Source organism: Paenibacillus sp. J2L1-98, assembly GCF_056269405.1.
In genome coordinates, this window is record NZ_JBWDNW010000007.1 from 15347 (window position 1) to 41833 (window position 26487).

Consider the following 26487-nt stretch of genomic DNA (forward strand, 5'->3'; position numbering starts at 1 on the left):
CTGGAAAAGTTGAAGCTATCACCTTCTAGTTACTATCTCTCTACCATTCACAGAGCGGAAAATACCGATAATCCCGCTCTGTTGTCTCATCTTCCTGACAACCTAAGGCAGCTAGACCATAAGGTTGTTTTTTTCGTTGCATCCAAGAACGGATGATAATATTTGGGTATGATAATTCCTCTCTCAAAATATTCCAAATTCTAACTTCTTTATAATAGGGAGCAGTGAATGATGTCCCGATCAATATGAATAATTGGTCTGGACTATTTTATATATGGATGGTAGATGCCGTGTCTATCTCGCACAAATTACATAGTATAGATTTAAAGAGTGTCAGAAGCATTTAGAGGGATAGTAGAACATTTCTTTAGCAAAGGATGATCGCGAATGAAGCTTCTTTTATTGTCTGGGGGTTCAGGGAAAAGGTTATGGCCTATGTCAAATGAATTAAGATCTAAGCAGTTTCTAAAGTTTCTTAAAAATACCGATGGTGAACTAGAATCCATGCTTCAGAGGGTATGCCGACAAATAAAATCAGCGGGTCTGTTGGACTCTTCAATTATAACTGCATCTCAAAACCAAGCGGATATGATTAAGATACAACTGGGAAACAATAAAGTTCCGGTGCTGCTAGAACCTCATCGAAGGGATACATTTCCTGCCATTGCTTTAGCATGTACTTATTTGTACTCCGAAGTGGGATTAAATTGTAATGAAGTTGTTTGTGTAATGCCTGTAGATCCGTATGTCGAAGAACAATTTTTTACTAGAATTAAAGAGTTAGAGAATATTCTTATTCATTCAAATGCTAATTTGGCTTTAATAGGTGTAACTCCAACCTTTCCGGCTACACAATACGGGTATATTATTCCGGATCAACAAGTACAAACAGAAACAAATGATTCTTATATGTGTGTAGATCAGTTTATAGAGAAACCAAATGAGGAACAAGCCAAAGGCTTGATCGATAATAAAGCACTTTGGAATTGTGGAATATTTGCTTTTAAGTTGGGTTATCTGATTTCTATACTAAAGGCTAATGCATTACCTACCGAATATGATGAACTCGTAAAGCAATATGACCAAATGCCGAATACTAGTTTCGATTACAAAGTTGTCGAACATGAGAAGCAAATCATTGCTGTACCGTATGATGGCCAGTGGAAGGACTTAGGGAACTGGGGTACATTAACGGAGCACTTAAGCACGAACCTATTGGGAAATGGAATAATTAGCGAGGACTCCATAAATACGCATTTGATTAACGAGCTAAACATACCGGTAACGATATTAGGACTATCTAATATCGTAGCGGTATTAAGCTCAGATGGTGTTTTAATTGCAGATAAAGCGGCAAGCCCCAGAATGAAAGAATATTTGAAAGATTGGCACCATGTTTCAGATGATACCGAGTTATTCAAAAACAAAGACGTAGTTATTAAGAAGATTAGTGTGGAGATAGGGAAAAAAATCGAATGTCAAGTGCATTCCGATCAGAATAAAGCATGGATCATTGTATCAGGTGAGGGGGAATTTCATCGAAACGGGATAGGTGACCGGATAAAAGCTGGAGATGTACTTAACATTGCCTTCGGTTCAATAGAGGGTCTCAAAGCCATCACGAATCTTGAAATGATTGAAATCGTATGCTATTAAAAATATCGGAGTGAGGTTATGAAGAAAAGAGCATTGATTACTGGAATCACGGGTCAAGACGGTGCTTATTTAGCGAAGTTTTTACTCGATAAAGGCTATCAAGTCCATGGGATAAAACGTAGAGCATCGTCAATTAATACACAAAGAATCGATCATTTATATCAAGAAAATCATGAAAAGAAAAGGGGATTTTTGTTACATTATGGCGATCTTACAGATTCAACAAATTTAATTCGAATTATAAATGAAGTACAGCCTGATGAAATATATAATCTTGCCGCACAAAGTCATGTGAAAGTATCGTTCGAGACTCCGGAATATACGGCAAACGCTGATGGAATAGGCACTTTACGCCTATTGGAAGCGATACGGATTTTAAACTTAAACAAAAAAACCAAATTCTATCAAGCCTCTACAAGTGAATTATTCGGTAAAGTAAGAGAAACACCGCAAACGGAAATAACCCCCTTTTATCCGAGAAGTCCATATGCTGCTGCGAAAATATACTCATATTGGATTACTGTAAACTATCGTGAAGCTTATGATATATTCGCATGTAATGGGATCTTGTTTAACCACGAATCGCCATTACGCGGAGAAACATTTGTTACACGAAAAATTACCCGCTCTGCCGTTAGAATAAAGTTAGGTTTACAGAGTAAGCTTTATCTTGGAAATTTGGATGCCAAACGAGACTGGGGTTATGCCAAAGACTATGTAGAAGCTATGTGGCTTATGCTCCAGCAGGATACTCCAGAGGATTATGTTATTGCTACTGGTGAGAACCATTCAGTACGGGAATTTGTAGAATTAGCTTTTGCCGAAGTAGGAATTCACATTGAATGGTCAGGGGAAGGCATTAATGAAAAGGGCATTGACAGCAAAACTGGAAAAGTGTTGATAGAAATTAGTCCCGACTATTTTCGCCCGACAGAAGTAGACCTTTTGCTTGGCGATTCAAGCAAAGCCAGAGATAAACTGGGATGGAAACCAAAGGTTTCTTTCGAAGAACTGGTATGTTTAATGATACAGAAGGATCTTGTTGAAGCTGTAAATGATTCAATCATTAAAACAAATCGAAATAGATTTTACGATTAATAAGCAAGCAGGCGAAAGCATTACTTTATAGCGGGAGGTTTTTAGTTGAAGAAACATGAAAAAATATATATCGCAGGCCATCTTGGATTAGTTGGCTCGGCGATTAAGAGGAAATTGGAGCAGCTCGGATATCATAATTTAATTTATTATTCTAGCAGTGAACTTAATTTGCTTGATCAGAAGGCTGTGGAACAATTTTTTTGTAAAGAGAAACCTGAATATGTTTTTCTAGCAGCTGCCAAAGTAGGCGGGATATATGCCAATACAACTTACCCTGCAGAATTTATCTATAAAAATCTCATTATTCAAACAAATGTTATAGAAACTTCCCATAAGTATAATGTGAAAAAGTTGCTTTTTCTTGGAAGTTCATGTATCTATCCCAAGTATTCACCTCAGCCGATTAAAGAGGAATATTTGTTGCAGGGGGTACTTGAACCAACTAATGAACCGTATGCGATCGCGAAAATTGCCGGAATTAAAATGTGCGAAGCTTATAATCGCCAGTATAATACAAATTTTATGTCTATCATGCCAACAAATCTTTACGGGCCGAATGACAATTTTGATCTTCAACATTCTCATGTTGTACCAGCATTGATACGCAAGTTTCATGAAGCGAAAATTCAAAAGCAGAAGGTTGTTGAAGTTTGGGGAACGGGAGAGTCAAGAAGGGAATTTCTATTCGTAGATGATTTAGCGGAAGCCTGTGTTTTCCTAGTAAATAATTATAATTATGAAAATATCGGTTCATTTATTAATGTTGGAACAGGAAAAGAATTGAGTATAAAAGAGTTGTCACACAAAATAAAAGATATTGTTGGGTTTACCGGAGAACTTGAATTTAATATCCAGAAGCCTGACGGGACACCGCGGAAACTGCTCGATGTCTCTAAAATGCATACGTTAGGCTGGCAAGCAAAAACATCGTTAGAAGAAGGTCTCACAAATACCTATAGCTGGTACTTAAATAGATTTTCAGGTGGTGTGAACACTCATGTCTAAAGTTAATAAGAAAGTTAATAAGAAAGTTAATAAGAGAGTTAATAAGAAAGTTAATAAGAAAGTTAATAAGAGAGTTAATAAGAGAGTTAATAAGAAAGTTAATAAGAAAGTTAATAAGAAAGTTAATAAGAAAGTTAATAAGAAAGTTAATAAGATATTGATAACTAAGTCTACACTTGGACAAGACGGTCGATTTGGAAATCAAGTATTTCAGTATGCATTTATGAAAATTTACGCAAAACACTATAATTTTAAAATCGAAACACGAGAATGGATCGGACAATATTTATTTGGACATAGAGATTCATTAATAACAAAGGAATTGCCACTAGCTCCCCCTAGTCAAAGAGATTTGGTAGCTATTTTTAATAGTAAAAAACCTGACCTTAAAACAGCCCGTTTAAAAAATGTTGACCTTATCGGATCGACCAATTACCATTCAAAATATTATTCTAAATATAAAGAATATTTCCGTTCGCTCTTCGTTCCAGTTCCCGAAATCGAAAATGAAATGAAAAAAGGTCTAGACCTATTAAGATCAAAGGGGAAAACAGTAATTGGTTTGCATCTAAGAAGAGGAGATTATTTGGATTATAAGGGACATCATGCATACTATGTTGCCCCGAGCAGTTGGTATGTTCAATGGCTTGACCAAATCTGGGAAACACTTGATAATCCTATTTTATTCATTGCAAGTGATGAAATTCAAAACGTAATTCAGCATTTTTCAAAATTCAATCCCGTAACATCAGAAGACTTAAATATGTACAGAAGTCTCAAACCAGAAGCTGATTTTTATTCTGATTACTATTTATTAAGCCAATGTGATATTATGGCTATTTCAAATAGCTCCTACTCGTTCTCAGCCAGTATGCTTAATACTAGATGCAAATTATTTCTCCGTCCACAACAATCAACTCAAAAATTAATTAAGTATAATCCTTGGAATGATTTTGTGAAATTAGTTGAAATAAAAAAATAAGAACTTGCTCGACCAGACTTATAATATGATGAGACCTTTCCAAAAGAATACTGGGAAGGTCCCATTTTAATGCGCTTACACAATTATACTACCTATCAAAGCAGGACACTTTTTTACACATTTACTTAGAATATAATATTCCTAATTCGTGATGGACGCCGTTTCCGTTAAATATCATTTTTCATAAAATGAAAGGAGATCATTCAAAGTAAGAGGTGAAAAAATGAACACAATAGGGAATTGGAAAGTAAAAAAAATACGTACAGTATCTAAAAAATCTAAAAGATCTAAAAAACTAAAAAAACTAAAAAAACTAAAAAAACTAAAAAGTACTAGACGAATGTTAAAGAATACAAACATAAGAAAAAGTAAGGTTAGCAAAAGTATAAAAAAAGTCGTAAGAAGAAAACCTTTAAATCGCATAAGCAGAAAAAGAATAAGAAGCCAGAAACCAATTAATAATAATTACCCTCAGTACAATAGTACATTTATGGAACTGGAAAGAATGAAAATATTGGTACTCATAAAACCGTTTAATTACAAGGGGGAAATACAGTACCATCCAGTAATCGAGGCCATGAAACCATTTGCTGACATCCGATATTGGTCCGAAGACGGAAATATTCTGGCTATTCTAGCAAAGCTCAATTGGAAGCCGGATTTTATCTTTCATTATGATTATATAGACTCTAATACTTATTCTCCGAGAATTACTAAACTGGATAAAGTTGACATTCCTAAAGGGTGTTACGTGCTTAGAATACACGAACGTCCTGATTTTCGAAGAAAATATATTTTAAAAAATAATATTGATCTCTTATTTGCAGCGTCGAAACATACATTTTTGAAGATTTATCCGGAATGTGAGGATAGATTCAGAGAGCTGCCTTGTCCAATTCAACCTGAAGATAATGAAGATAGTATGAAAGCCTTCGATCAATGTGCTCAACGGTTAATTGCAACTATAAAAGAATGTGTCACGAAGAAAAAGTTCGCAGCACTTATCAAACAGGGGTTGTTTCCTCAAAAGAAGAAATTAAAGATTTTGGTTCTTATAAAAAAGATTGATGAAATAATGCCAAAACATCAGCATAAATACGATATGATCAAAGCTATTGAACGATATGCGCATGTTAGTTACTGGCACAAAGATGGAGATATACTAAACATATTAAAAAAAATAAAGATGAAGCCTGATTTTATTTTTCACTATGATATAGAATGGGACAATGTTTTTGCTCCCAGGATTACTAATCTGTCAAAGGTGAAAATACCTAAAGGATGTTACGTGCTTGATATTCACTGGAGACCCAATGAAAGAAAAGCTTATTTTAACAAAATAGCAAAACCGGATCTAATCTTCTCAGCTACTAAATACCCTTTTTTGAATGTTTTTCCCAAATGCAAAAATAAATTTAGATGGGCTCCCTTTGCTGTTAATACAGATATTATTAAGGACTATCAGTTAAAAAAAGACATTGATTTTTCGCTTATGGGTTTGCTGCATCCATCCGGCCGATATCCGTTCAGGGAAAGGGTTCTAGAAACGATGAACTCAGTTAACGGTTTTGTTCATTTCGAACATCCAGGTCAAAAAGTTCAAAAAAACCCTGGCGTTCTAATCAATATGGAATATGCGAGCGCGATTAATAGAAGCAAAATGTTTTTTACATGCGGAAGCAAAATGGAGATCCCTGTAGCTAAATTTTTTGAAGGACCGGGATGCAGATCTTTGTTAATGGCTAAACCCAACCGAGATATCTTGGAACTGGGTTTTAAGGATAAAATAAACTTCATTGCGTGCAATGAAAATGATTTTTACCAAAAAGGAATGTATTATCGAACCAATCATCTGAAACGAGAGCTGATTACTCAAAATGGATACAACTTTATTCAGACACACCATACTAACGAATTGCGCGCATATCAGCTTGTATCTGCTATTGAAGTGTTTCTGAAAAAAGATGCAAATAACCAAAGCATGGCTTATGCGGTTCTTCCCAACTGATAGAAATAAACAAAATTAAGACCCCTAACGGGGTTCTTTATTATCAGCTTACGCTAAATTTCAAATACCAAACTCTTCGATTTAATTGGCTGGTTTGCAATTTCGTCCAGAACAGTTCTATGAATCGGTCATACAATAACATAGTTGAATCTTCATTTCTATTTGTCATCTATCTGTTGTAAGGGGGGAATCGGTTGAAATTGTTGTAATAGAAACATAGTATCGCCCTTTTGCGATGATTTGTCTTTGTTAGGTGATTATTCGCTTTGTTCCCCTAATTTCTAAATATGGATACATTGTCCATACCAGGTTCATATTACTCTCATATACTATTATGCAAATAAAATATAAACTGACAGGTTTCGTTTAACTGAAGGGGGGTACTTTATGCAACCGGTACGAATCGCGATAATAGGCTGCGGCTTTATTGCACAAAAGCATGTGCGTTCCCTATTGGAGATAGGGGAAGATATAGAGTTGGTAGCACTATGCGATATAGATAAACAACAGTTAGAACGTTTTGCGGAAGATGTTTGCAAGCCTCATTATCCGAATCTACGACTTTATACTTCAATTGAAGATTGCTTAACTGGAGATCATGTTGATCTGATTGCCATTACAACCAGCAGTCACACCCATGCCGCCCTCTCTATTGCGGCTCTTCAAGCGGGAAAACACGTTCTCGTCGAAAAACCGCTCGCCCTATCGATTAAAGATGCCCGAACGGCGGCGGCCGAAGCGAAGCAGCGTGGTCTTATTCTTGCTGTTTCATTGCAAACCAGATATTTGTCACAAATGCAAGCAATAAAGAAGGCCGTCGAAGAAGGTCACTTTGGAAGTTTGATTCACGGCACTGTTTCCATGCGTTGGAAACGAAATATGGATTACTATAACGCTAGTCCTTGGCGTGATTCATGGCAAAAAGGGGGCGGTTTGTTCATGAATCAATGTATACATTACATTGATCTCCTTCAATGGCTAATGGGGCCTGTTGTTTCGGTATACGGGGAAGCGGAAACGTACGCGCAACCCTTGCATGTGGAAAATATGGGAGTTGCAGTCTTGAAGTTCGCGAACGGAGCTACCGGTCTTGTTGAAGCCTCATCCGTTGTCTATCCCCAAAGCCTGCTGACCTCGCTCAGCTTGTTCGGCGAGAAGGGATCGGTTTCGCTCGAAGGCGGAAGATTAAACGAACTGAAAAACTGGAAATTTGATGACGATCAGTTGGAGGGGGAAGGAGTACTTATGCGAACGGATGAAATATCCCACACTCCGTTGTATAAAGATCTTATCAATGCGATTCGAACAGGAACCTCTCCCTTGGTTTCTGTAGAAACATCGTTGGATTCATTGGAGGTTGTGCTGGCCATATACAAGTCCATATCGGAAGGAGAGTCGGTTCAACTGCCGCTCGATCATTTTGACATGAATAATATGGTTTTGAAAAATAAAGGAGGGTAATTCGTTGATTGTTCCTTTAATCGATTTGCATGCCCAGTACCTGGAGCTTAAGAAGGAGATATTAAAGGCGACAGAGCGGGTTTTCGATAGCGGGGTTTATATATCCGGGCCGGAAGTGGAAGCTTTGGAGAAAGACATTTCATCCATTACACAAACCCAATATGCGGTTTCCAATGCAAACGGTACCGATGCCTTGGTTTTGGCTTTGGAAGCATGCGGGGTCGGACCGGGCGATGAGGTCATTACAACGCCATTTACTTTCTTTGCGACGGCAGAGGCCATCGCACGGCGAGGTGCCATTCCCGTATTCGCCGATATCGACGAGCGAACGTATAACCTGTCTCCCGAGGAGACGGAAAAGAAAATCACCTCAAAAACGAAGGCCATCATTCCGGTTCATATTTTCGGTCAACCGGCAGATATGGATGCCTTTAACAATATGGCTGATCGGCACAATCTTGCGATTATTGAGGATGCTTGCCAAGCATTGGGAGCCGGCTATAAAGGCAAACCGATTGGCGCTCTTGGAACGATTGGATGCGTTTCCTTTTTCCCTACGAAAAATTTGGGCGGTTATGGAGACGGAGGCATTATCGTTACGAATGACGAGGAATTAGCAGATCGGATTAGGCTTCTCAGTCACCACGGAAGTAAACGCAAATATTATCACGATGTGGTCGGTTATAACAGCAGACTGGATCCTCTGCAGGCCGCCATCCTTAGGGTGAAACTCGGCAAGCTGCAGGAGTGGAATGCCAAACGTCAACAGAAAGCCGCCTTCTATGCCAAACACCTGGAACATACCACACTCAGAATTCCAATTGAAGATGCCAATGTAGATCACGTCTTTCATTTGTATGCTGTCGAATACGACAAACGCGAACAACTAGCTGCCCAATTACAGCAGGCCGGCATTTCTACCGGGCACTACTACCCTTGCCCGCTGCATCTCCAAAAAGCGCTTGCCTATTTGGGATATAAGCCAGGGGATTTCAAGGTAACGGAGAAAGTATGCGAACGCTCTTTGGCATTGCCAATGTCTCCTCATTTAACGGAAGAACAACAAATCTATATTATCGAGAAAGTCCAACAATTTACAAAGGTCTGAGGTGTACGATGAGTCGAAATCTAACGATGGGACAGTATGTAGTGATTGGAGAGAACGTAACAATTGGTGAACATGTGGTGATCGGCCATCATGTTGTCATATACGACGGTACTATCATTGGAAACCATGTCGTTATTCACGATCATGCGGTAATCGGCAAGAAACCGATGAAAGCACGCAATTCCGCGACGACAACAAATCAAGCCTATCTGCTCCCCGCAATCATCGGTGATCGCTGCATCATCGGGACCTCCTCCATTATTTATGCGAATGCTTTCATGGAGAACGATGTTTTCATTGCGGATTTGGCAACCATTCGGGAACGAGTCATCATCGGAGAGAAAACGATTATCGGTCGTGGGGTGGCGGTAGAGAACGATTGTACGATCGGGGCCAATTGCAAGCTTGAAACGAATAGTTATATTTGCGCATTCTCGACTTTGGAAGATGATGTCTTCGTTGCTCCTTGCGTTGTCACAACGAATGATAATTATTTGGCTCGAACGAAGGAACGATTCGGCAAATTCAAAGGCGTAACGATCAAAAAAGGAGGGAGAATAGGTGCGAATGCGACCATTCTTCCAGGCAAAACTATTGACGAGGAGGGTGTTGTCGCTGCCGGAAGCATAGTCACAAAAGATGTGAAATCCAAAGAGCTTGTAGCAGGCTCTCCAGCCCGCAAAATCAGGGATGTTCCACCCGAGCAATGGTTGGAAAATCAATAGAATATGACTTCTGGCTTCCTCGCACTTGTGCTAGGATATAGCCGTTACCATAAAAGGACTTTCGCGTACAATGAAAATAAGTTGTACATTTGTTTGGGAGGTAGGTGAAAGAGTGATAGGAAAGAGGAAACGAACACGAACGCGAACGCGAGTACGTACACGAACACGATCACAGATGGCTCGAAAACCTAAAAAAGTGAAAAAGATAAGAGCGAAGAAACTAGTGAAAACACCGAAAAGAAACAGTAAAAAAACGATAATCAGAAAAAAACCGTTAAAAAGAAAAGCAGTATCCGAAAAAGCGCAGATCACGAATAAGGAAAAATTGAAAATATTGGTACTGACAAAACCTTTCGAAACTACGAAATCGGATCGAGTCTATGACAACATCAAATCCATGGAACAATTTGCAGAAATCCGCTATTGGTTCGAAGGTGGAAGAATGCTGGATATAGTGGAACAAATCAATATGAAGCCGGACTTTATTCTTTATTATAATTTGGCGGATGAAAGAAGTATTGTGTCAGTCATTAACGAATTGGATATGGCGGACATTCCTAAAGGGTATTATATGGCTGACGATCATGTAAGTGAAAAAGATCAAAGTACCTACATCCGAGATCGTAAGATCGACCTCATATTTACGGCAAATCATAATTCCTTCGCAACGAGCATTCCAGAGTACGAGGGAAGAGTCAGATTTCTGCCTGCTGCTATGACTGAACCCCAAGATGACCATTCCGGGTCGGAATATACAAAAAATGCAGAACATCTATCCCGTGTACGAGCTCAGCAATTAATTGCATATATAAAACAGTTTATTGAAAATACAGTAATAGCCCGGGCGGCTATAACGGATATTAGGAAAGCTATTGCTGAACCTTCGCACAGGAAATTAAAGGTACTGATCCTTGTAAAGCCATTCACCAAAACGATGCCCAAGCATCAGCACAAATATGATATTATCAGGGCTTTAGAAAAGGTCGCAGATGTTCAATATTGGAACAGAAATGGAAATATTCTAGACATTTTAAAAAAAATCAAAAAACCGGATTTTATATTCCATTATGATATAGCCTATAACTATGCGTTTGCTCCAAAAATTACAAACCTTGATAAGGTGAAAATACCAAAAGGGTGTTATGTGTTGGACATTCACTGGAATACGAAGTTCAGAAGAGCTTATTTTCATAAAACGGCAAAACCGGATTTAATCTTCTCGGCAAGCAAATATCCGTTTCTTAAGACCTTTCCCGAATGTAAATCCAGATTCAGATGGTCGCCGTTTGCTATCAATCCCAATGTTATCAAAGATTATAAGCTAAAGAAAAATATAAAGTTCTCCTTGTTAGGCTTGATCCAACCACGATATAAATTCAGAAAAGCGGTACTGAGAAGAATGAGAAGGGTAAAAGGATTCATTAACTTTAAGCATCCGGGGCACCGGGCTCGCGCCAGACGAGGTCTTCTTATTAACAATAATTATGCCAAAGTTATCAACCGGTCACAAATATCATTTACTTGCGGGAGTGACTTAAAGATTCCTGTCGCTAAGTTTTTTGAACTTCCGGGATGCAAAACCTTGATGCTGGCGGAACCCAATCGTGATCTTAATGATCTCGGTTTTAAGGATAAAGTAAACTATGTAGCATGTAATAGAAAGAATTTTTATAAAAAAGCAATGTATTTTCAAAGAAATAAACGCGCAAGAGAACGAATCACACGAAACGGTTACAACTTTATTCGCAAATATCATACCAACCATGTTCGAGCACAACAATTTGTGACGGCCATAAAAGACTTATTGAAACGCAATGAGGGATTCTAATAGGGATTTAGGAACTTAAACCTGCCGCATGTTGGAATGCGGCAGGTTGTTATATTTTCATTCTTCGTTTCGCTATTATTCTAAACATAGAGGTACGCCGTTTTGCAAGCCTTATTTCCGCCTTCCCTATTTTACAAATATTGATACATTGTCCATACCAGCCTCATCGTTCTCTCATATACTATTATGCAAACGAAATATAATCTGAGAGGCTTCACTTAACCGAAAGGGGGTACCTTATGCAACCTGTTAGAATCGCATTGATAGGTTGCGGTTATATCGCACAAAAGCATGTACGTTCGCTATTGGAAATAAGAGATGAAGCCGAATTGGTAGCACTGTGCGATATCGATTAACAACAGTTAGATCGTTTTGCTGAGGATGTATGCAAATCTCATTATCCGAATATACGACTCTATACTACTATTGAAGATTGCTTAAGCAGAGATGATGTTGATCTGATTGCCATTACAACCAGCAGTCACACCCATGCCGCCCTCTCTATTGCAGCTCTTCAAGCGGGAAAACACGTTCTCGTCGAAAAACCGCTCGCTTTATCGATTCAAGATGCCCGAAAAGCGGCGGCCGAAGCGAAGCAGCGTGGTCTTATTCTTGCTGTTTCATTGCAAACCAGATATTTGTCACAAATGCAAGCTATAAAGAAGGCCGTCGACGAAGATCGCTTCGGAAGTTTGATTCACGGCACTGTTTCCATGCGTTGGAATCGAAATATGGATTACTATAACGCTAGTCCTTGGCGTGATTCATGGCAAAAAGGGGGCGGATTGTTCATGAATCAATGTATACATTACATCGATCTTCTTCAATGGCTAATGGGGCCTGTTGTTTCGGTATACGGGAAAGCGGATACATTCACGCAACCCTTGCATGTGGAAAATATGGGAGCTGCAGGCTTGAAGTTCGCAAACGGAGCCACCGGTCTCGTCGAAGCATCATCCTGTGTCTATCCCTAGAGCTTGCTGACTTCGCTTAGCTTGTTCGGCGAGAGGGGATCGGTATCGCTCGAAGGCGGAAGATTAAACGAACTGAAAAACTGGAAATTTGATGACGATCATTTGGAGGGGGAAGGTGTACTATTGCGAACGGATGAAATATCCCATACTCCATTGTATAAAGACCTTTTAAATGCGATTAGAACAGGTACATTTCCCTTGGTTTCTGTAGAAACATCGTTGGATTCATTGGAGGTTGTACTGGCCATATACAAGTCCATATCCGAAGGAGTGTCGGTTCAACTGCCGCTCGATCATTTTGACATGAAAAATATGGTATTGAAAAATAAAGGAGGGTAATTCGTTGATTGTTCCTTTAATCGATTTGCATGCCCAGTACCTGGAACTTAAGAAGGAGATATTAAAAGCGACAGAGCGGGTTTTCGATAGCGGGATTTATATATCCGGGCCTGAAGTGGAAGCTTTGGAGAAAGACATTGCATCCATTACACAATCCCAATATGCGGTTTCCAACGCAAACGGTACCGATGCCTTGGTTTTGGCTTTGGAAGCATGCGGGGTCGGACCGGGCGATGAGGTCATTACAACGCCATTTACTTTCTTTGCGACGGCAGAGGCTATCGCACGGCGAGGTGCCATTCCCGTATTCGCCGATATCGACGAGCGAACGTATAACCTGTCTCCCGAGGAGACGGAAAAGAAAATCACCTCAAAAACGAAGGCCATCATTCCGGTTCATATTTTCGGTCATCCGGCAGATATGGATGCCTTTAACGATATGGCTGAACGGCATAATCTTGCGATTATCGAGGATGCTTGCCAAGCATTGGGAGCCGGCTATAAAGGCAAACCGATTGGCGCTCTTGGAACGATCGGATGTGTTTCCTTTTTCCCAACGAAAAATTTGGGCGGTTATGGAGACGGAGGCATTGTCGTTACGAATGACGAGAAAATGGCTGATCGAATTAGGCTTCTCAGTCACCATGGAAGTAAACGCAAATATTATCACGATGTGGTCGGATATAACAGCAGGCTGGATTCGCTACAAGCCGCTATCCTTCGGGTGAAATTGAGCAAACTGCAGGAATGGAATGCCAAACGTCAACAGATAGCTGCCTTCTATGCCAAACACCTTGAACATACCACACTCAGAATTCCAATTGTAGATGCCAATGTAGATCACGTCTTTCATTTGTATGCTGTCGAATGCGACAACCGTGAACAAATAGCTGATCAATTACAGCAGGCCGGCATCTCTACCGGGCACTACTACCCTTGCCCGCTGCATCTCCAAAAGGCGCTTGCCTATTTGGGATATAAGCCAGGGGATTTCAAGGTAACAGAGAAAGTATGTGAACGCTCCTTAGCATTGCCGATGTCTCCACATTTAACGGAAGAACAACAAGTCTATATCATTGAGAAAGTCCAACAATTGACAAAGGGTTGAGGTGTGCGATGGGTCAAAATCTAACGTTGGGACAGTATGTAGTGATTGGAGAAAACGTAACCATTGGCGAACATGTGGTGATCGGCCATCATGTTGTCATACACGACGGTACTATCATTGGAAACCATGTCGTCATTCACGATCATGCGGTAATCGGCAAGAAACCGATGAAAGCACGCAATTCCGCGACGACAACAAACCAGGTCTATCTTCACCCCGCAATCATCGGAGATCGCTGCATTATCGGGACCTCTTCCATTGTTTATGCGAATGCCTTCATGGAAAACGATGTTTTCGTTGCGGATTTAGCAACCATTCGGGAACGAGTCATCATCGGAGAAAAAACGATCATCGGTCGCGGGGTGGCGGTAGAGAACGATTGTACGATCGGGGCCAACTGCAAGCTTGAAACCAACTGTTATATTTGCGCATTCTCCACTTTGGAAGATAATGTATTCATTGCTCCGTGCGTTGTCACAACAAATGATAATTATTTGGCTCGAACGAAGGAACGATTCGGCAAATTCAAAGGAGCAATGATCAAAAAAGGAGGGAGAATAGGTGCGAATGCGACAATTCTTCCAGGTAAGACTATTGAGGAAGACGGCGTTGTCGCTGCCGGAAGTATCGTTACGAAAGATGTAAAGTCGAAAGAACTTGTAGCTGGCTCACCAGCCCGCAAAATTAGGGATGTTCCGCCCGAGCAATGGTTGGAAAACCAATAGCATAATGAAAATAACGTATGCATTTCTTTAAGCAATAAAAAAACGATCCCCCTCCTGAATACATGGTAAGTATCAGACTGCTATCTGCTGCAATGGCTGTTCCCCAAGGTAATATGAATAACAGAACGTCTATCCCAGGTAAGAGCACAGCAAGTTATTGCATATATCAAACAGTTTATTGAAAATACAAAAATAGCTGGGTCGGATATAACGAATGATAAGAGAGGAGCTACATCTCTGGACAGGAAATTAAAGATACTGATCCTAGTAAAGCCATTTACCAAAACAATGCCCAAACATCAGCATAAATATGATAGTATCAAGGCTTTAGAAAAGGTTGCGGATGTTCAATATTGGCACAGAAACGGAAATATTTTTGACATTTTAAAAAAAATTAAAATGAAACCTGACTTTATATTCCATTATGATATTGCATGGAACTATGCGTTTGCTCCCAAAATTACAAACCTTGATAAGGTGAAAATACCAAAAGGTTGTTACGTGATGGACATTCACTGGAATAAAAAATCCAGAAGAGCATATTTTCGTAAAACCGCGAAACCGGATTTAATCTTCTCGGTAAGCAAATATCCGTTTCTTAATACCTTTCCCGAAAGTAAATCCAAATTTAGATGGTCGCCATTTGCTATCAATCCCAATGTTATCAAAGATTATAAGCTAAAGAAAAATATAAAGTTCTCATTGTTAGGCTTGATCAAACCACAATATAAATTTAGAAAAGCGGTTCTGAGAAGAATGAGCAAAGTAAAAGGATTCGTTAACTTTAAGCATCCGGGGCACCGGGCTCGCGCCAGACGAGGTCTTCTTATTAACAATAATTATGCCAAAGTTATCAACCGGTCACAAATATCATTTACTTGCGGGAGTGACTTAAAGATTCCTGTCGCTAAGTTTTTTGAACTTCCGGGATGCAAAACCTTGATGCTGGCGGAACCCAATCGTGATCTTAATGATCTCGGCTTTAAGGATAAAGTAAACTATGTAGCATGTAATAGAAAGAATTTTTATAAAAAAGCAATGTATTTTCAAAGAAATAAACGCGCAAGAGAAAGAATCACACGAAACGGTTACAACTTTATTTACAAATATCATTCCAATCAAGTCCGGGCGCAACAATTTATAGCGGACGTTAGAGCTTTGCTGAATCGCAAATAGGGATTTAGGACCAAAACCTGCCGCGTGTTAATATGCGACAGGTTTTTGCCATGTTATATATTTATTATTCGTTTCGGCGTTTTTCCTTATTTCCATCATGGGGCAAGACAGTATCGTCAAGACCGGCCAGGTAGATCCCGTATTCGAGAGGCCTTGTGTGTGAATGGTCGTGAACCGCTGCGCCGAACGGACTAGGCATCGGATTAACCTCAAATATCCACAATTTCCTGTCTTTATCAAGCCCCAAGTCGATACCGAGGTCCGCCATATGATGAGGGGATTCGTCTAGTGCACGGCATATTTTGTAACCCAAATCCACAATAGTTTGTACAGTATCTTCCACTTTACTTTGATCGTTCGCATAGATTTCCTTCAAGAATTGTATGGTGTGCATTGGTGAATAGAGAACCCCTCTTCCGGCTCCGACATGGCTGCCATTTATGGCTTGGCGGAAACATAACGCTGATACTTCCCATTCTCCTTGGCGGTTTTTATTCATATTCAACCGGATATCGGTCGGCTTATTTTGCAAAGATACCGTTCGGATCGATTTTTGCATAATGTAACTGTCCGGGCAAAGTTTCGGTATCCAATTCCACAATGTTTTGTAAGAATTAAATGTTTGGATCATGGTTGTTTTCTTATTTTGATAGATCACCTTGATATTTCCTTTTTGTTGCAGTGAGGCATGGATAATTCCCATTCCTCCGTACCCGTTAATAGGTTTTAGAAATATATCTTTGTGTTCTGCCAAAAACTGTCGAAGGCCGGTTTCATTCTCAGCTTTCCGGGTCTGTGGAAGATGAGTCTTCACTTCAGGATACTCCGCTAGCACATTCCACGCTTGCCATTTATTAAATATGAAGCTATTGAACACTTTTGGCCCAATGGCTTTTTGAATTTGTTCCAATATTTTGTTTTGAACGTTGCAACGAAGGTAGACAGCGTTGGGGAAGGGGAATATTCCTTCTTTCCATCCTTTTTCTTGGTCATAAAGAAATCCTCTGACGTTTTTCTTTTTAAAATTCAGATCCCACCAAGTAAACATGATGAAAGAAGCATCTTTATCAGGATATCTTTTCAACCGTTCGTGCATTTGACCGTACATACCTTTATCTGATTTCATTTGCAGTTTAAGAAGCTCACGATTGTTCGGCATACAGATTCCGATAACGGGAATTTTCTGATACATTTGTTGCACCCGAATCCCTCCTATCCTTGCAGATTATATTATGAATATGTCTGATCATCTTAATTGGACCGGACGGATATCCAGTGTAGGGTAGTTTCGGCAATATAGAAAAATTAAAAACTAAATAAGCAGTTATAGAGGCCCACTACAATTTCTGTTAGCTGTCATATTGTAATTAGCGGAAAGGAAATAAAAGACTAAAGCGAATTGAAAACGAACGAAAAATTGGCATTTTGAATCGTATATAAAAGGAGTGGTACGTGTTGCATCCCGTTTTCAGTACAGGAGATATATTTGTCTCCATTACCAATGGAAGAGTTCAATGGCGGCATCCAGACGGAACCCTCAATCAGATCTTGAATACGGGCACGAATGCGCCTGAAATCACCGGAGGGGCTTTTGACACGGTAGGCAATTTTTATGTGACTACCTTTAACGGGAATACTGTCACGAAGTTCAATCCCAATGGTAACTTGGTAGGTAATGTTGTCAGCGGCTTAAATGCGGACCCCGAGTCCATAGTCTTCGACGCCTTGGGAAATTTTTATGTAGGGCAAGCAGACGGAACCCGGGATATCCGGAAGTTCAAACCGGACGGGACACCGTTAGCATCCTTTGATGTACCTACGGGACCCCGAGGCAGCGACTGGATTGACCTGGCTGCAGACCAGAAAACCATTTTCTATACCTCGGAAGGCAATCTTATCAGGCGATTCAATGTAATGACAAATACGCCGCTCTCAAACTTTGCAACCCTCCCCAGCAGCCCTGCATTTGGACTTCGTATACGCCCCAATAAAGAAGTGCTTGTGGCAGCCAGTTCGCAAATTTTGCGTCTTAACTCCAGCGGGGCTGTAATTCAGACCTATTCGGTGCCAGGACAGACTCAATTTTTCGCCTTGAACCTGGATCCTGACGGAACCTCATTCTGGAGTGCGGACATTAATACGGGTAATGTCTTCAAGTTTAATATCGCAACAGGCGCCATTCTGCAGCAATTCAACGCCGGAGCTAGGGTGACGGGGTTGTCGATTAAAGGAGAAATCACCGTCGGAACAACCACTCCAAGGCCAGGAAAAGGGAAGTAAAGCGCTCCGAAGGAGTGAATGGATTTGCAACACAAAGACTGCCATTGGTATCACTTATTATTCCAGCGAAAAATGAAGGAAACCATGTACAAAATACGATTCAATCTGCGTTTAATACGAAAACCAACTATTCTTTTGAAATTATCGTTGTAGATGATGATTCAATTGATGGATGCTGCGAGTTTCTTGAAAATTTACAGCTTAAAGAGAATATTAAATTGATTCATTCTGATGGAGTCGGTGCCGCAATGGCAAGGAATATCGGTGCAGAACAATCGATCGGGGAATATTTGATATTTTGCGATGCCCATCTTTTCTACGAAGACTTATGGATCGACCGTCTGATTGAACCGATTCGATCCGGGGTTGCGCACGCTACCAATCCGGGTATTGCCGATGCTGAAAATCCGGATAATATTGGTTATGGATACAGTTGGACCGAACAATTAGAACCAAAGTGGAACCCCGGACGCAAAAAGAGATTTCCTTCGCCCCATTTGGCAGGAGGATGTTTGGCGATAGCCAGAAAAGTTTTTTTTGATATTGAAGGGTTCGAAAGAGGCTTTCGGGTTTGGGGCCGGGAAGATGAGGAAATTTCGCTGAAGTTATGGCTTATGGGTTATCGATGCTACGTTCTGCCGGATGTCAAGATTCAGCATGTATTTCGTGCGGGCAGTCCGCCTTTTGTGCTTACTTGGGAAGATTTGAATTACAATTTGATGCGAATGGCGTACAGCCATTTTAATGAAGAGCGCATAGGAAAATGCAAAAAATTGATCAAATATTCTAATCCGCTGCTGATAGAAGAACTAGTTCTTGAAAGTGACGTGTTAGAACAGCGCCGTAAATATTTTGAAAGACGTATCCATGATGATGATTGGTATATGCATAAGTTTGGTATTATATTTTAATGAAACCAGACCCTACAACTCGAATTGTAGGGTCTTCTTGTATACTATCCATGCATAATACTAGCTCTTCCTTGCAATATTCTTTTTCTTGAAAACGACAAGATGTCCTTTACCGAAATCAATAGCTACTTTTCCGGTTAAACGTGCGATTTCGGGTGCCAGCACAACAGAATTAACGCCGCAGGATATTAAAGCAACATCAAATTTATCTTTCATTGCCTTGACCCGCTTTAATGCCTTATTCATTTGCTTATAATCAGAAAATACGATCGTTCCGGCAATATCCATCCGATATGGATCCCTGACAAGCGCTTGTTTTAATTTAACAGCTTGCTCTGTAATGATAAGAACTCTTTTCCCCCTCAAAACTCCCCAAAACTCCTCCCGTCCAGCCAAAAAACGGTTAACGACGGCATCGCAAGTATAGCGTGGCCTTAGTTTATAAAATCGGAATATTTTATTTGTAAGCGGACGTTTCAATCTCTTTGGCGCATACGTTCTATTATCCCCGGGAGGAAGAATCCCGACAACATTTGCTTTCTTAATCGAGCGTATCATTTGATTTCTTACCTTTAAATTCGGAAGTCGAACGCCCTTTTCCCCTCTATTGGCTTTCTTCGCCCAAGGCTCCCTGAGTACAGTCTTCATATCCCACACGGACTTTTGCGCTAAGACAATATTTTCACCGTCGCCTATTCTCACCATGGAGAACGGCTGATGATTATCCAAAGCATGCTTGATCCTACTCAATACCTGCTTCCATTTCAGATTCGTCACGATCATTCCCTCTCCTTATGTGTTTTTCTCACTACATAATATATGAAAGAAACAGTAGTGGTTCTTGTGCCACTCCCCTTCTTTTGGTTTGCCGCAAGTAAAATGTGCTCAAAAAATAGGACGAAAGTTTACTGAATAGAGTAAACCTGCACAAGAATATCAACACTATCTTTCATATGATGTCCTAGCGAGAACATTTTCTGGAGAGGAAATGGTTTTAATGTACTTGAGTTGGGGAAAAGTGCTAGCCAGAATAAAGCATGCTTTGGATCATCAGAAGCCGTTCTCCATGGTGAGAATAGGTGACGGAGAGAATATTGTTATGGCGCAAAAATCAGTATGGAGGATGGAGTCTGTACTCAGGGAACCATGGTCAAAGAGGGCTAACCGCGGAGAGAAGGGCGTTCGACTTCCAAATCTAGAGCTAAGAGACCAGATGATCCGAGCGATTAAAAATGCTGATATTGTGGGAATTCTTCCGCCCGGAGACAGAAGAACGTATGCGCCAAGAAGATTAAAGCGTCCGCTTACAAATAAAATATTCCGATATTATAAGCTAAAGCCCCGCTATACTTGCGATGCTGTCGTTAACCGCTTTTTGGCAGGCCGAAAGGAATTTTGGGACGTGCTGAGAGGCCGCAGAGTTCTTCTGATCACACGGCATGCTGAGAGATTAAAAGAAGTGCTTCAAAGTGATCCCTATAGCATGGATATCGCCGGAATTATCGTATTTAAGGATAATAATCAAATGAGTCATGCATTGGAACAAGTAGATTCGATGAAAGACCATTTTGATGTTGCTTTAATATCTTGCGGTGTTAATACGGTTGTCCTTGCACCCGAAATTGCACGATTAACCGGAAAAGTGGCGATTGATTTCGGCAAAGGACATCATAAGGTTTTTAAAAAAAAGATAACTGGAACCAATACCAATCTTGATGATAAAAAAAAAAATAACAATGGAATTGAGAATAGCTTGAATTCTCTCGCCTCGCAGTATGTTCCGGGTATGGTCTCCATCGTCATAGTGAATCACAACAGCTTGGAAATCACGAAAGACTGCATCGAGAGTATCAAACGGCATTCACCTAAAAATACCCAGTTAGTACTTGTTGATAATGGTTCTTCAGATGGGACAGCGGAGTACTTTCAAAGCATTTCAGGGTCTACGGTCATTGTTAATAGAGTAACAAAGGGAAACACGGAAGCTATGAATCAAGGTGTGAGTGCAGCCAAAGGGGAATACCTGGTGCTGCTTAATGAGAATACGATAGTAACGAAAGAATGGCTGCCCAGAATGCTTAGGTGGCTGCAGACAGACCCGTCTATCGGAATAGTCGGGGTCCGGACAAATTTGGCGGATAACAATCAACAGGTAGCAAATATCCGGTATAAAACCATGCAAGAGTGATTTTTTTATTCGAACCATGATTGCTGGAAAAAATTGTGGGTAGCTAACGATGTCTTTGTTCATCGCATTGACCGAAAGAAGCATTATTATCCTTAAATTTAAACTTCCTTCGGGAGAAAGGCGTGGTTATTTTTGAAGGCAGATATAAAGCCTCTATTCACAGTTGTTATTCCCTTGTATAACCGTGAATCGTATGTCGCTAAAGCGATTAGAAGCGTAATTCGTCAGACTTATAAGGGTTGGAAAATACTGATTATCAATGATGCTTCTACCGACGGTTCTGCTGCTATTGCTTCGAAATTTACAATGGAAGGATCTATAAGCCTCATTAATCTAAAAACAAATGTTGGTATTTCGAAAGTGTTGAACATTGCTATGAAGCATGTTATAACACCCTATTTAGTCCAGTTGGATTCGGACGATTGGCTTGAACCCAATGCCCTCGAAATATTGGCAAATGCCTGCGGGGCACACCCGGAAGCGGCATTAGTCTATGGGAACTCTAAGCTGTGGTTGGAGAACAAAGGGAAATTAACCCTGAAGAAAAATATAAGACATAGACAATATAAAACCAAAATGGAGTTTCTTATCAATTTCGACTTTATGTTAACACCGAGATGCTATAAAACCGCGGCACTTAAAGAAGCGGGAGGATGGGACATTAATGATCCCTACGAAGGCCGAATTATGGAGGACCGGCGTATGTGCATGAAGCTTATAGATCGTTTTCCGCATCACTGGGTAAATCAGAATCTATATAACGCTTTAAAGCACGGCAATCAGCTTACGGGCGCTAATAACATCAAAAAACGCAACGTGCTTAGAAAAAGGCTTGTACTCACCTATCTGAAAAAATGGGGGAACCGTCACCAACCTGTTTTTGGTTACACAAGCAGTGGTTACCTCATTGTAAAAAAAATAAAAAAACGTATAAGCAGGCAGAGAGGTGAATAAATGACATGGCCAAACTAAATGGCGAGCAAGTGCTTGCAAGGATTAAAGAGGCATTGGATCATCATCGGCCTTTTTCGCTGATCAGAATCGGTGACGGGGAAAATGTTATAATGGCGCAAAAATCGGTATGGAGCCTTAAAGAGGTATTGAGGACACCGTGGGCAAAACGGGCAAATAATCCGGTCAGAACACGCAGTGCGCGTCTCGGACATAAAGAAAAAGGGGTCACGCTCCCGAATCTGAAGCTAAGAAATCAAATGGTTCATTCTGTCAGGAAAGCCGATATTGTAGGGATTTTACCAATTAAAGATAAGATAAAAGCTCCGAAGAGAGTAAGACGGCCATTAACGAATAAAATATTCCGTTATTACAAACTCAAGCCGCGTTTTACTTGTGATGCTTTCATCAACCGCGAGTTTGCAAGCAAGCAGGAATTTTGGGAAGTGCTGAGAGGCAAAAGAATTTTATTGATTACGGAGCATGCCAAAAAATTAAAAGAAGTGCTTCAAAGCGACCCGTATAATATGGAAATTGCCGGAACAATTATATTTATACATTTTAAGCAAATAAGCAGAACGTTGAAGACCGTTAAGGGAATGAAAGACAAGTTTGATCTTGCTCTCATATCCTGCGGCGTGAACGCTGTTGTTCTGGCGCCCGAAGTGGCACGATTAACTGGTAAAGTTGCGATTGATTTTGGAAAGGGCCCCAAAGTAATATTCAACAAACCGGCAACTTCGGCAGAGAAGAGCAGTGTCAGTATTATTAATAAACTTGGAAATCTTAAGGATAGGATAATAGCATCTTGCCCGGATTATACGCCAGGCATGGTCTCGATCGTCATTCCGGCACATAAAGGATTAAAATATTTAAAAGAATGTATTGGAAGTATCAGTCGGCATACTCCGAACAAACTCGAATACTTGCTCGTCGATAATGAATCTTTGGATGGTACACTAGAGTACTTCAAAACGATTCCGAATGCAACGGTCATCGCGAATAAGGTTTTCAATGAATGGGCAGAGGGATATAATCAAAGTTTTCTTGCTGCAAAAGGGGAATATATCGTTTTGCTCAGTAACGATGCAATTGTCACTAAAGATTGGCTGTCCCGGATGCTCTGGTGGTTGCATGAAGATTCAACTATCGGAATGGTTGGAGTTCGTACAAACTATGGAAGTAACCATCAAGCACTGAAGCAGCTCCCGTACAAAACAATGGAAGAAATGAATGATTTTGCAGCGCAGTGGTCGGAAAAGCATAGCAGACAGGGATATAAAGCCGAAATGCTAAGTGATGTATGCTTAATGTTTCATCGGAATTTAATAGAAAGAATCGGTAGATTTGATAACCGGTATAGTCTCTTCAGCGGCGATGCTCATGATTTTAGTGTGCGAACGATGAATAGCGGAAAAAAACTGTGGGTAGCCAATGATGTTTTCATTCACCGGAATACTATTTAGTCTACATTAATACAAATGTTATGTCGTCCATACCTAATCTATATGAAACACATATATTATTTATACAAATTCACTTTTGCTTAATAGGATCAAGCCAGCTGCTAGAGATTTTCTTATTTTAGTTAGGAGGTAATTTTTTGAAAGGTGTGATACTTGCTGGAGGTACTGGAACACGCCTTTGGCCATTAACGAAAGTGATAAACAAACACCTGATACCTGTTGGGAAATATCCCATGATCTATTACGCAATAGAAAAAATGCGCAGAGCGGGGATCGAAGACATACTAATTGTAACAGGAAAACAATCAGCGGGGCTTTTTACGGATTTATTAGGAAGCGGTAAAGAGTGGGGAGTAAGCATTACGTACAAGATACAGGAGGAGGCCGGAGGAATCGCTCAGGCACTGATGACCGCCGAACATTTTGTCCAACCGCACGAAAAGTTTGTTGTCCTTCTGGGAGACAATTTATTTGATGAATCGCTTGTCAAGCTGGTTAAAGATTTTACTAATCAGGAAAAAGGAGCGAAAGTTTTTCTTAAGCAGGTCGCCGATCCGCGCAGATACGGGGTGCCTATAATTGAAAAAGACAGGATCATACAAATTGAAGAAAAACCAACGAATCCCAAATCTTTCTTCTCGGTTACCGGAATTTATATGTATCATGGCAGCGTATTTGAGGTAATCAAGCGTATCAAGCCCTCCGGCCGGGGCGAGCTGGAAATTACGGACGTTAACAACGTATATGCCTCTGAAGGAACTCTTACCTTTAATATTATGAACGGCTGGTGGATTGATGCGGGCACATTTGAATCGCTTCACGAAGCTAATATAAGGCTAAAGGATTTCAACGGTGAAACGCAATGAATCAGCGGCTAAAGGAGTGACGGGAGTTGTTATCGAAAAGAATCATCTTCGGGATCGAATTCAACTCGAGATCGACGAGACCTGAGTGGAAAATCGGTTTAACTGCAGGCTGGATTAATTACAGAATGAATGTATTTATGACATATACGATGAAAAGCTTAAAGAAGCAGACCAATCAAGATTTTGTGGCTCTTATTCAATATGCGGATCGCACAGAGCCTTTGATCAAGCTGGAACTCAGCAAGTATGAACCGCTTCCGGAAAACATTCAATTTGTTCCGGCAAGCAAATACCAGGAAAATATTATGAAATTGACCACCGGATTCGACCATTTATATCTAGTGCGTTTGGATTGTGACGATATGTATCACAAATCCATTGTACAACAGTTAACCGATTATCGCCCTAAATCGAATACTCAAGCATTAATTAATCAAAGAGGTTATGTATATGATGCTATCCGACAGCGATTCGCAGCCATCAACCAGCAATCCCCACCATTCTTTACTTTAATCTATAAGGTAGATGAATACGCGAAAGGAAAAAGATATTCAACTCCTGGAGGACACAGAGCAGTAATTAAATTAAAGCATGAAAGCTTAACCAGGGAAGGTAACAAAAACTATATGATCGTTGTTCATAAGCGCAATACGTTAAATCAAAACTTGCTGCGTAAAGCAATATTCAAAACTAATCGAGTAAAACTAGATCATATTCTAGGCGATTTTTGTAAAGAGATTAAAGAAGAACTTGAGCCGAAGCTGAATCCGCAAATAATAACATCCAAAGATGGAGATAACTCAGAGTCTAGTTCTGCTACAAAAATGAACGCTTGACAAGAATGCAAGGAGGAAAAGGAATGTCCAGTAAAAAGATTATTGTTGGTATTGAATTTAATAACCGGTCAAAGCCTGGAAATCGATGGAAAGTAGGTTTGACGAAGCGGTGGATTGAGTATAGAATGTCAATCTTTATGAAATATACCTTGCAAAGCCTCAAAAATCAAACCAACCAAAAGTTTAATGTCCTTGTCCGGTATGCGGAATCTTCCGAGTCTATCATTATTCAAACGCTGAACAAGTATGAACCGCTTCCTGGCAACGTTCAATTTGTACCGGACGGACAGTATTTGAAAGCTCAAAAAAAGCTGGCACGCGGCTTTAAATATCTATACCTTGTTCGTTTGGATTGTGATGATATGTACCATAAATCTTATATCCGGCAATTGCACAATTATAAACCTAAGCCGAAAACCCGCGCGCTTATCAACCAAACGGGATACGTTTATGACAGCTTGCGCCACCGCGTGGCTACCGTAATGAAACCCTCTCCGCCTTTTTATACGTTTATTTATAAGACCAACGATTATTTTAAAGGAGTTAGATATCAAACTCCCCGCGGACATACTTCCGTCATTAATCATAAGCATGAAATTCTAACCAAGAATGGCAAGCGGAACTATATGGTTGTTGTCCATGAAAGAAACACATTAAATCAGAGATTATTGTCCAAGACAAACTTCGTGAAGAATCGTTCGAAGGTGAGCGTCATATTGAAGAAATATATTTATAATGCTAAACAAACTCGTGACGATAGCCGTTCCTAATAGAGAGCTTTCACGTACAATGCAAA

Annotated in this window: 22 protein-coding genes and 1 pseudogene; 21 read left to right on the forward strand and 2 right to left on the reverse strand. The window is 40.2% G+C overall.

The window, feature by feature from the left end; all coding sequences use genetic code 11:
• Positions 1–387: 387 nt before the first annotated feature.
• The 13 genes and pseudogenes from AC0YNZ_RS15045 to AC0YNZ_RS15105 all read left to right on the forward strand — a co-directional run bounded on the left by AC0YNZ_RS15045 (position 388) and on the right by AC0YNZ_RS15105 (position 16193).
• A complete protein-coding gene (locus AC0YNZ_RS15045) occupies positions 388–1656 on the forward strand; it encodes a sugar phosphate nucleotidyltransferase (RefSeq protein WP_475827381.1) in 1269 nt (422 codons plus the stop codon).
• 18 nt (positions 1657–1674) lie between these two features.
• Positions 1675–2754 carry a GDP-mannose 4,6-dehydratase gene (gene gmd, locus AC0YNZ_RS15050; RefSeq protein WP_475827382.1) on the forward strand — a complete coding sequence of 360 codons (1080 nt, stop codon included), beginning with the start codon at positions 1675–1677 and terminating at the stop codon, positions 2752–2754.
• 45 nt (positions 2755–2799) lie between these two features.
• Positions 2800–3759, forward strand: coding sequence for a GDP-L-fucose synthase family protein (locus AC0YNZ_RS15055; protein WP_475827383.1), 960 nt, complete (start codon positions 2800–2802; stop codon positions 3757–3759).
• A complete protein-coding gene (locus AC0YNZ_RS15060) occupies positions 3752–4741 on the forward strand; it encodes an alpha-1,2-fucosyltransferase (protein ID WP_475827384.1) in 990 nt (329 codons plus the stop codon). The genes AC0YNZ_RS15055 and AC0YNZ_RS15060 overlap by 8 nt, the downstream gene beginning before the upstream one ends.
• Positions 4742–4964: 223 nt before the next feature.
• Positions 4965–6749, forward strand: coding sequence for a glycosyltransferase family protein (locus AC0YNZ_RS15065; protein ID WP_475827385.1), 1785 nt, complete (start codon positions 4965–4967; stop codon positions 6747–6749).
• A gap of 387 nt (positions 6750–7136) precedes the next feature.
• Positions 7137–8210 carry a Gfo/Idh/MocA family protein gene (locus AC0YNZ_RS15070; RefSeq protein ID WP_475827386.1) on the forward strand — a complete coding sequence of 358 codons (1074 nt, stop codon included), beginning with the start codon at positions 7137–7139 and terminating at the stop codon, positions 8208–8210.
• Between the two features lie 4 nt (positions 8211–8214).
• Positions 8215–9318 carry a DegT/DnrJ/EryC1/StrS family aminotransferase gene (locus AC0YNZ_RS15075; protein ID WP_475827387.1) on the forward strand — a complete coding sequence of 368 codons (1104 nt, stop codon included), beginning with the start codon at positions 8215–8217 and terminating at the stop codon, positions 9316–9318.
• 8 nt (positions 9319–9326) lie between these two features.
• A complete protein-coding gene (locus AC0YNZ_RS15080) occupies positions 9327–10043 on the forward strand; it encodes an acyltransferase (RefSeq protein ID WP_475827388.1) in 717 nt (238 codons plus the stop codon).
• A 223-nt stretch (positions 10044–10266) separates the two neighbouring features.
• On the forward strand, positions 10267–11871 hold the full coding sequence (locus AC0YNZ_RS15085) for a glycosyltransferase family protein (protein WP_475827389.1): 1605 nt from the start codon (positions 10267–10269) through the stop codon (positions 11869–11871).
• Between the two features lie 239 nt (positions 11872–12110).
• A pseudogene (locus AC0YNZ_RS15090) lies at positions 12111–13184 on the forward strand (Gfo/Idh/MocA family protein).
• Between the two features lie 4 nt (positions 13185–13188).
• Positions 13189–14292, forward strand: coding sequence for a DegT/DnrJ/EryC1/StrS family aminotransferase (locus tag AC0YNZ_RS15095; protein WP_475827390.1), 1104 nt, complete (start codon positions 13189–13191; stop codon positions 14290–14292).
• An 8-nt stretch (positions 14293–14300) separates the two neighbouring features.
• Positions 14301–15017, forward strand: coding sequence for an acyltransferase (locus tag AC0YNZ_RS15100; RefSeq protein ID WP_475827391.1), 717 nt, complete (start codon positions 14301–14303; stop codon positions 15015–15017).
• Between the two features lie 288 nt (positions 15018–15305).
• Complete coding sequence (locus tag AC0YNZ_RS15105; RefSeq protein WP_475827392.1) at positions 15306–16193, forward strand: glycosyltransferase family protein; 888 nt, start codon at positions 15306–15308, stop codon at positions 16191–16193.
• A 64-nt stretch (positions 16194–16257) separates the two neighbouring features.
• On the opposite strand, the gene AC0YNZ_RS15110 is transcribed toward AC0YNZ_RS15105, so the two are convergent.
• Positions 16258–17385: a YheC/YheD family endospore coat-associated protein gene (locus AC0YNZ_RS15110; RefSeq protein WP_475827588.1), complete on the reverse strand. Its 1128-nt coding sequence runs from the start codon at positions 17383–17385 to the stop codon at positions 16258–16260.
• 260 nt (positions 17386–17645) lie between these two features.
• Between AC0YNZ_RS15110 and AC0YNZ_RS15115 the strand changes: the two genes are divergently transcribed.
• Positions 17646–18473 carry an NHL repeat-containing protein gene (locus AC0YNZ_RS15115; RefSeq protein WP_475827393.1) on the forward strand — a complete coding sequence of 276 codons (828 nt, stop codon included), beginning with the start codon at positions 17646–17648 and terminating at the stop codon, positions 18471–18473.
• A gap of 14 nt (positions 18474–18487) precedes the next feature.
• On the forward strand, positions 18488–19384 hold the full coding sequence (locus AC0YNZ_RS15120) for a glycosyltransferase (protein WP_475827394.1): 897 nt from the start codon (positions 18488–18490) through the stop codon (positions 19382–19384).
• A gap of 60 nt (positions 19385–19444) precedes the next feature.
• Here AC0YNZ_RS15120 and AC0YNZ_RS15125 read toward each other — a convergent pair whose 3' ends face one another.
• Positions 19445–20167, reverse strand: a complete 723-nt coding sequence (locus AC0YNZ_RS15125) for a GT-D fold domain-containing glycosyltransferase (protein WP_475827395.1) — start codon at positions 20165–20167, stop codon at positions 19445–19447.
• 205 nt (positions 20168–20372) lie between these two features.
• On the opposite strand from AC0YNZ_RS15125, the gene AC0YNZ_RS15130 reads away from it, so the two are divergent.
• From AC0YNZ_RS15130 to AC0YNZ_RS15155, 6 genes are all read left to right on the forward strand, one after another.
• Positions 20373–21572: a GT-D fold domain-containing glycosyltransferase gene (locus tag AC0YNZ_RS15130; protein WP_475827396.1), complete on the forward strand. Its 1200-nt coding sequence runs from the start codon at positions 20373–20375 to the stop codon at positions 21570–21572.
• Positions 21573–21704: 132 nt separating this feature from the next.
• Positions 21705–22526, forward strand: coding sequence for a glycosyltransferase family 2 protein (locus tag AC0YNZ_RS15135; RefSeq protein ID WP_475827397.1), 822 nt, complete (start codon positions 21705–21707; stop codon positions 22524–22526).
• A gap of 5 nt (positions 22527–22531) precedes the next feature.
• Positions 22532–23989, forward strand: coding sequence for a GT-D fold domain-containing glycosyltransferase (locus AC0YNZ_RS15140; protein ID WP_475827398.1), 1458 nt, complete (start codon positions 22532–22534; stop codon positions 23987–23989).
• Positions 23990–24126: 137 nt separating this feature from the next.
• Positions 24127–24855, forward strand: coding sequence for a sugar phosphate nucleotidyltransferase (locus AC0YNZ_RS15145; protein ID WP_475827399.1), 729 nt, complete (start codon positions 24127–24129; stop codon positions 24853–24855).
• 26 nt (positions 24856–24881) lie between these two features.
• Complete coding sequence (locus AC0YNZ_RS15150; RefSeq protein ID WP_475827400.1) at positions 24882–25691, forward strand: glycosyltransferase; 810 nt, start codon at positions 24882–24884, stop codon at positions 25689–25691.
• A 23-nt stretch (positions 25692–25714) separates the two neighbouring features.
• Positions 25715–26461 carry a glycosyltransferase family A protein gene (locus AC0YNZ_RS15155; RefSeq protein ID WP_475827401.1) on the forward strand — a complete coding sequence of 249 codons (747 nt, stop codon included), beginning with the start codon at positions 25715–25717 and terminating at the stop codon, positions 26459–26461.
• Positions 26462–26487: the final 26 nt, after the last annotated feature.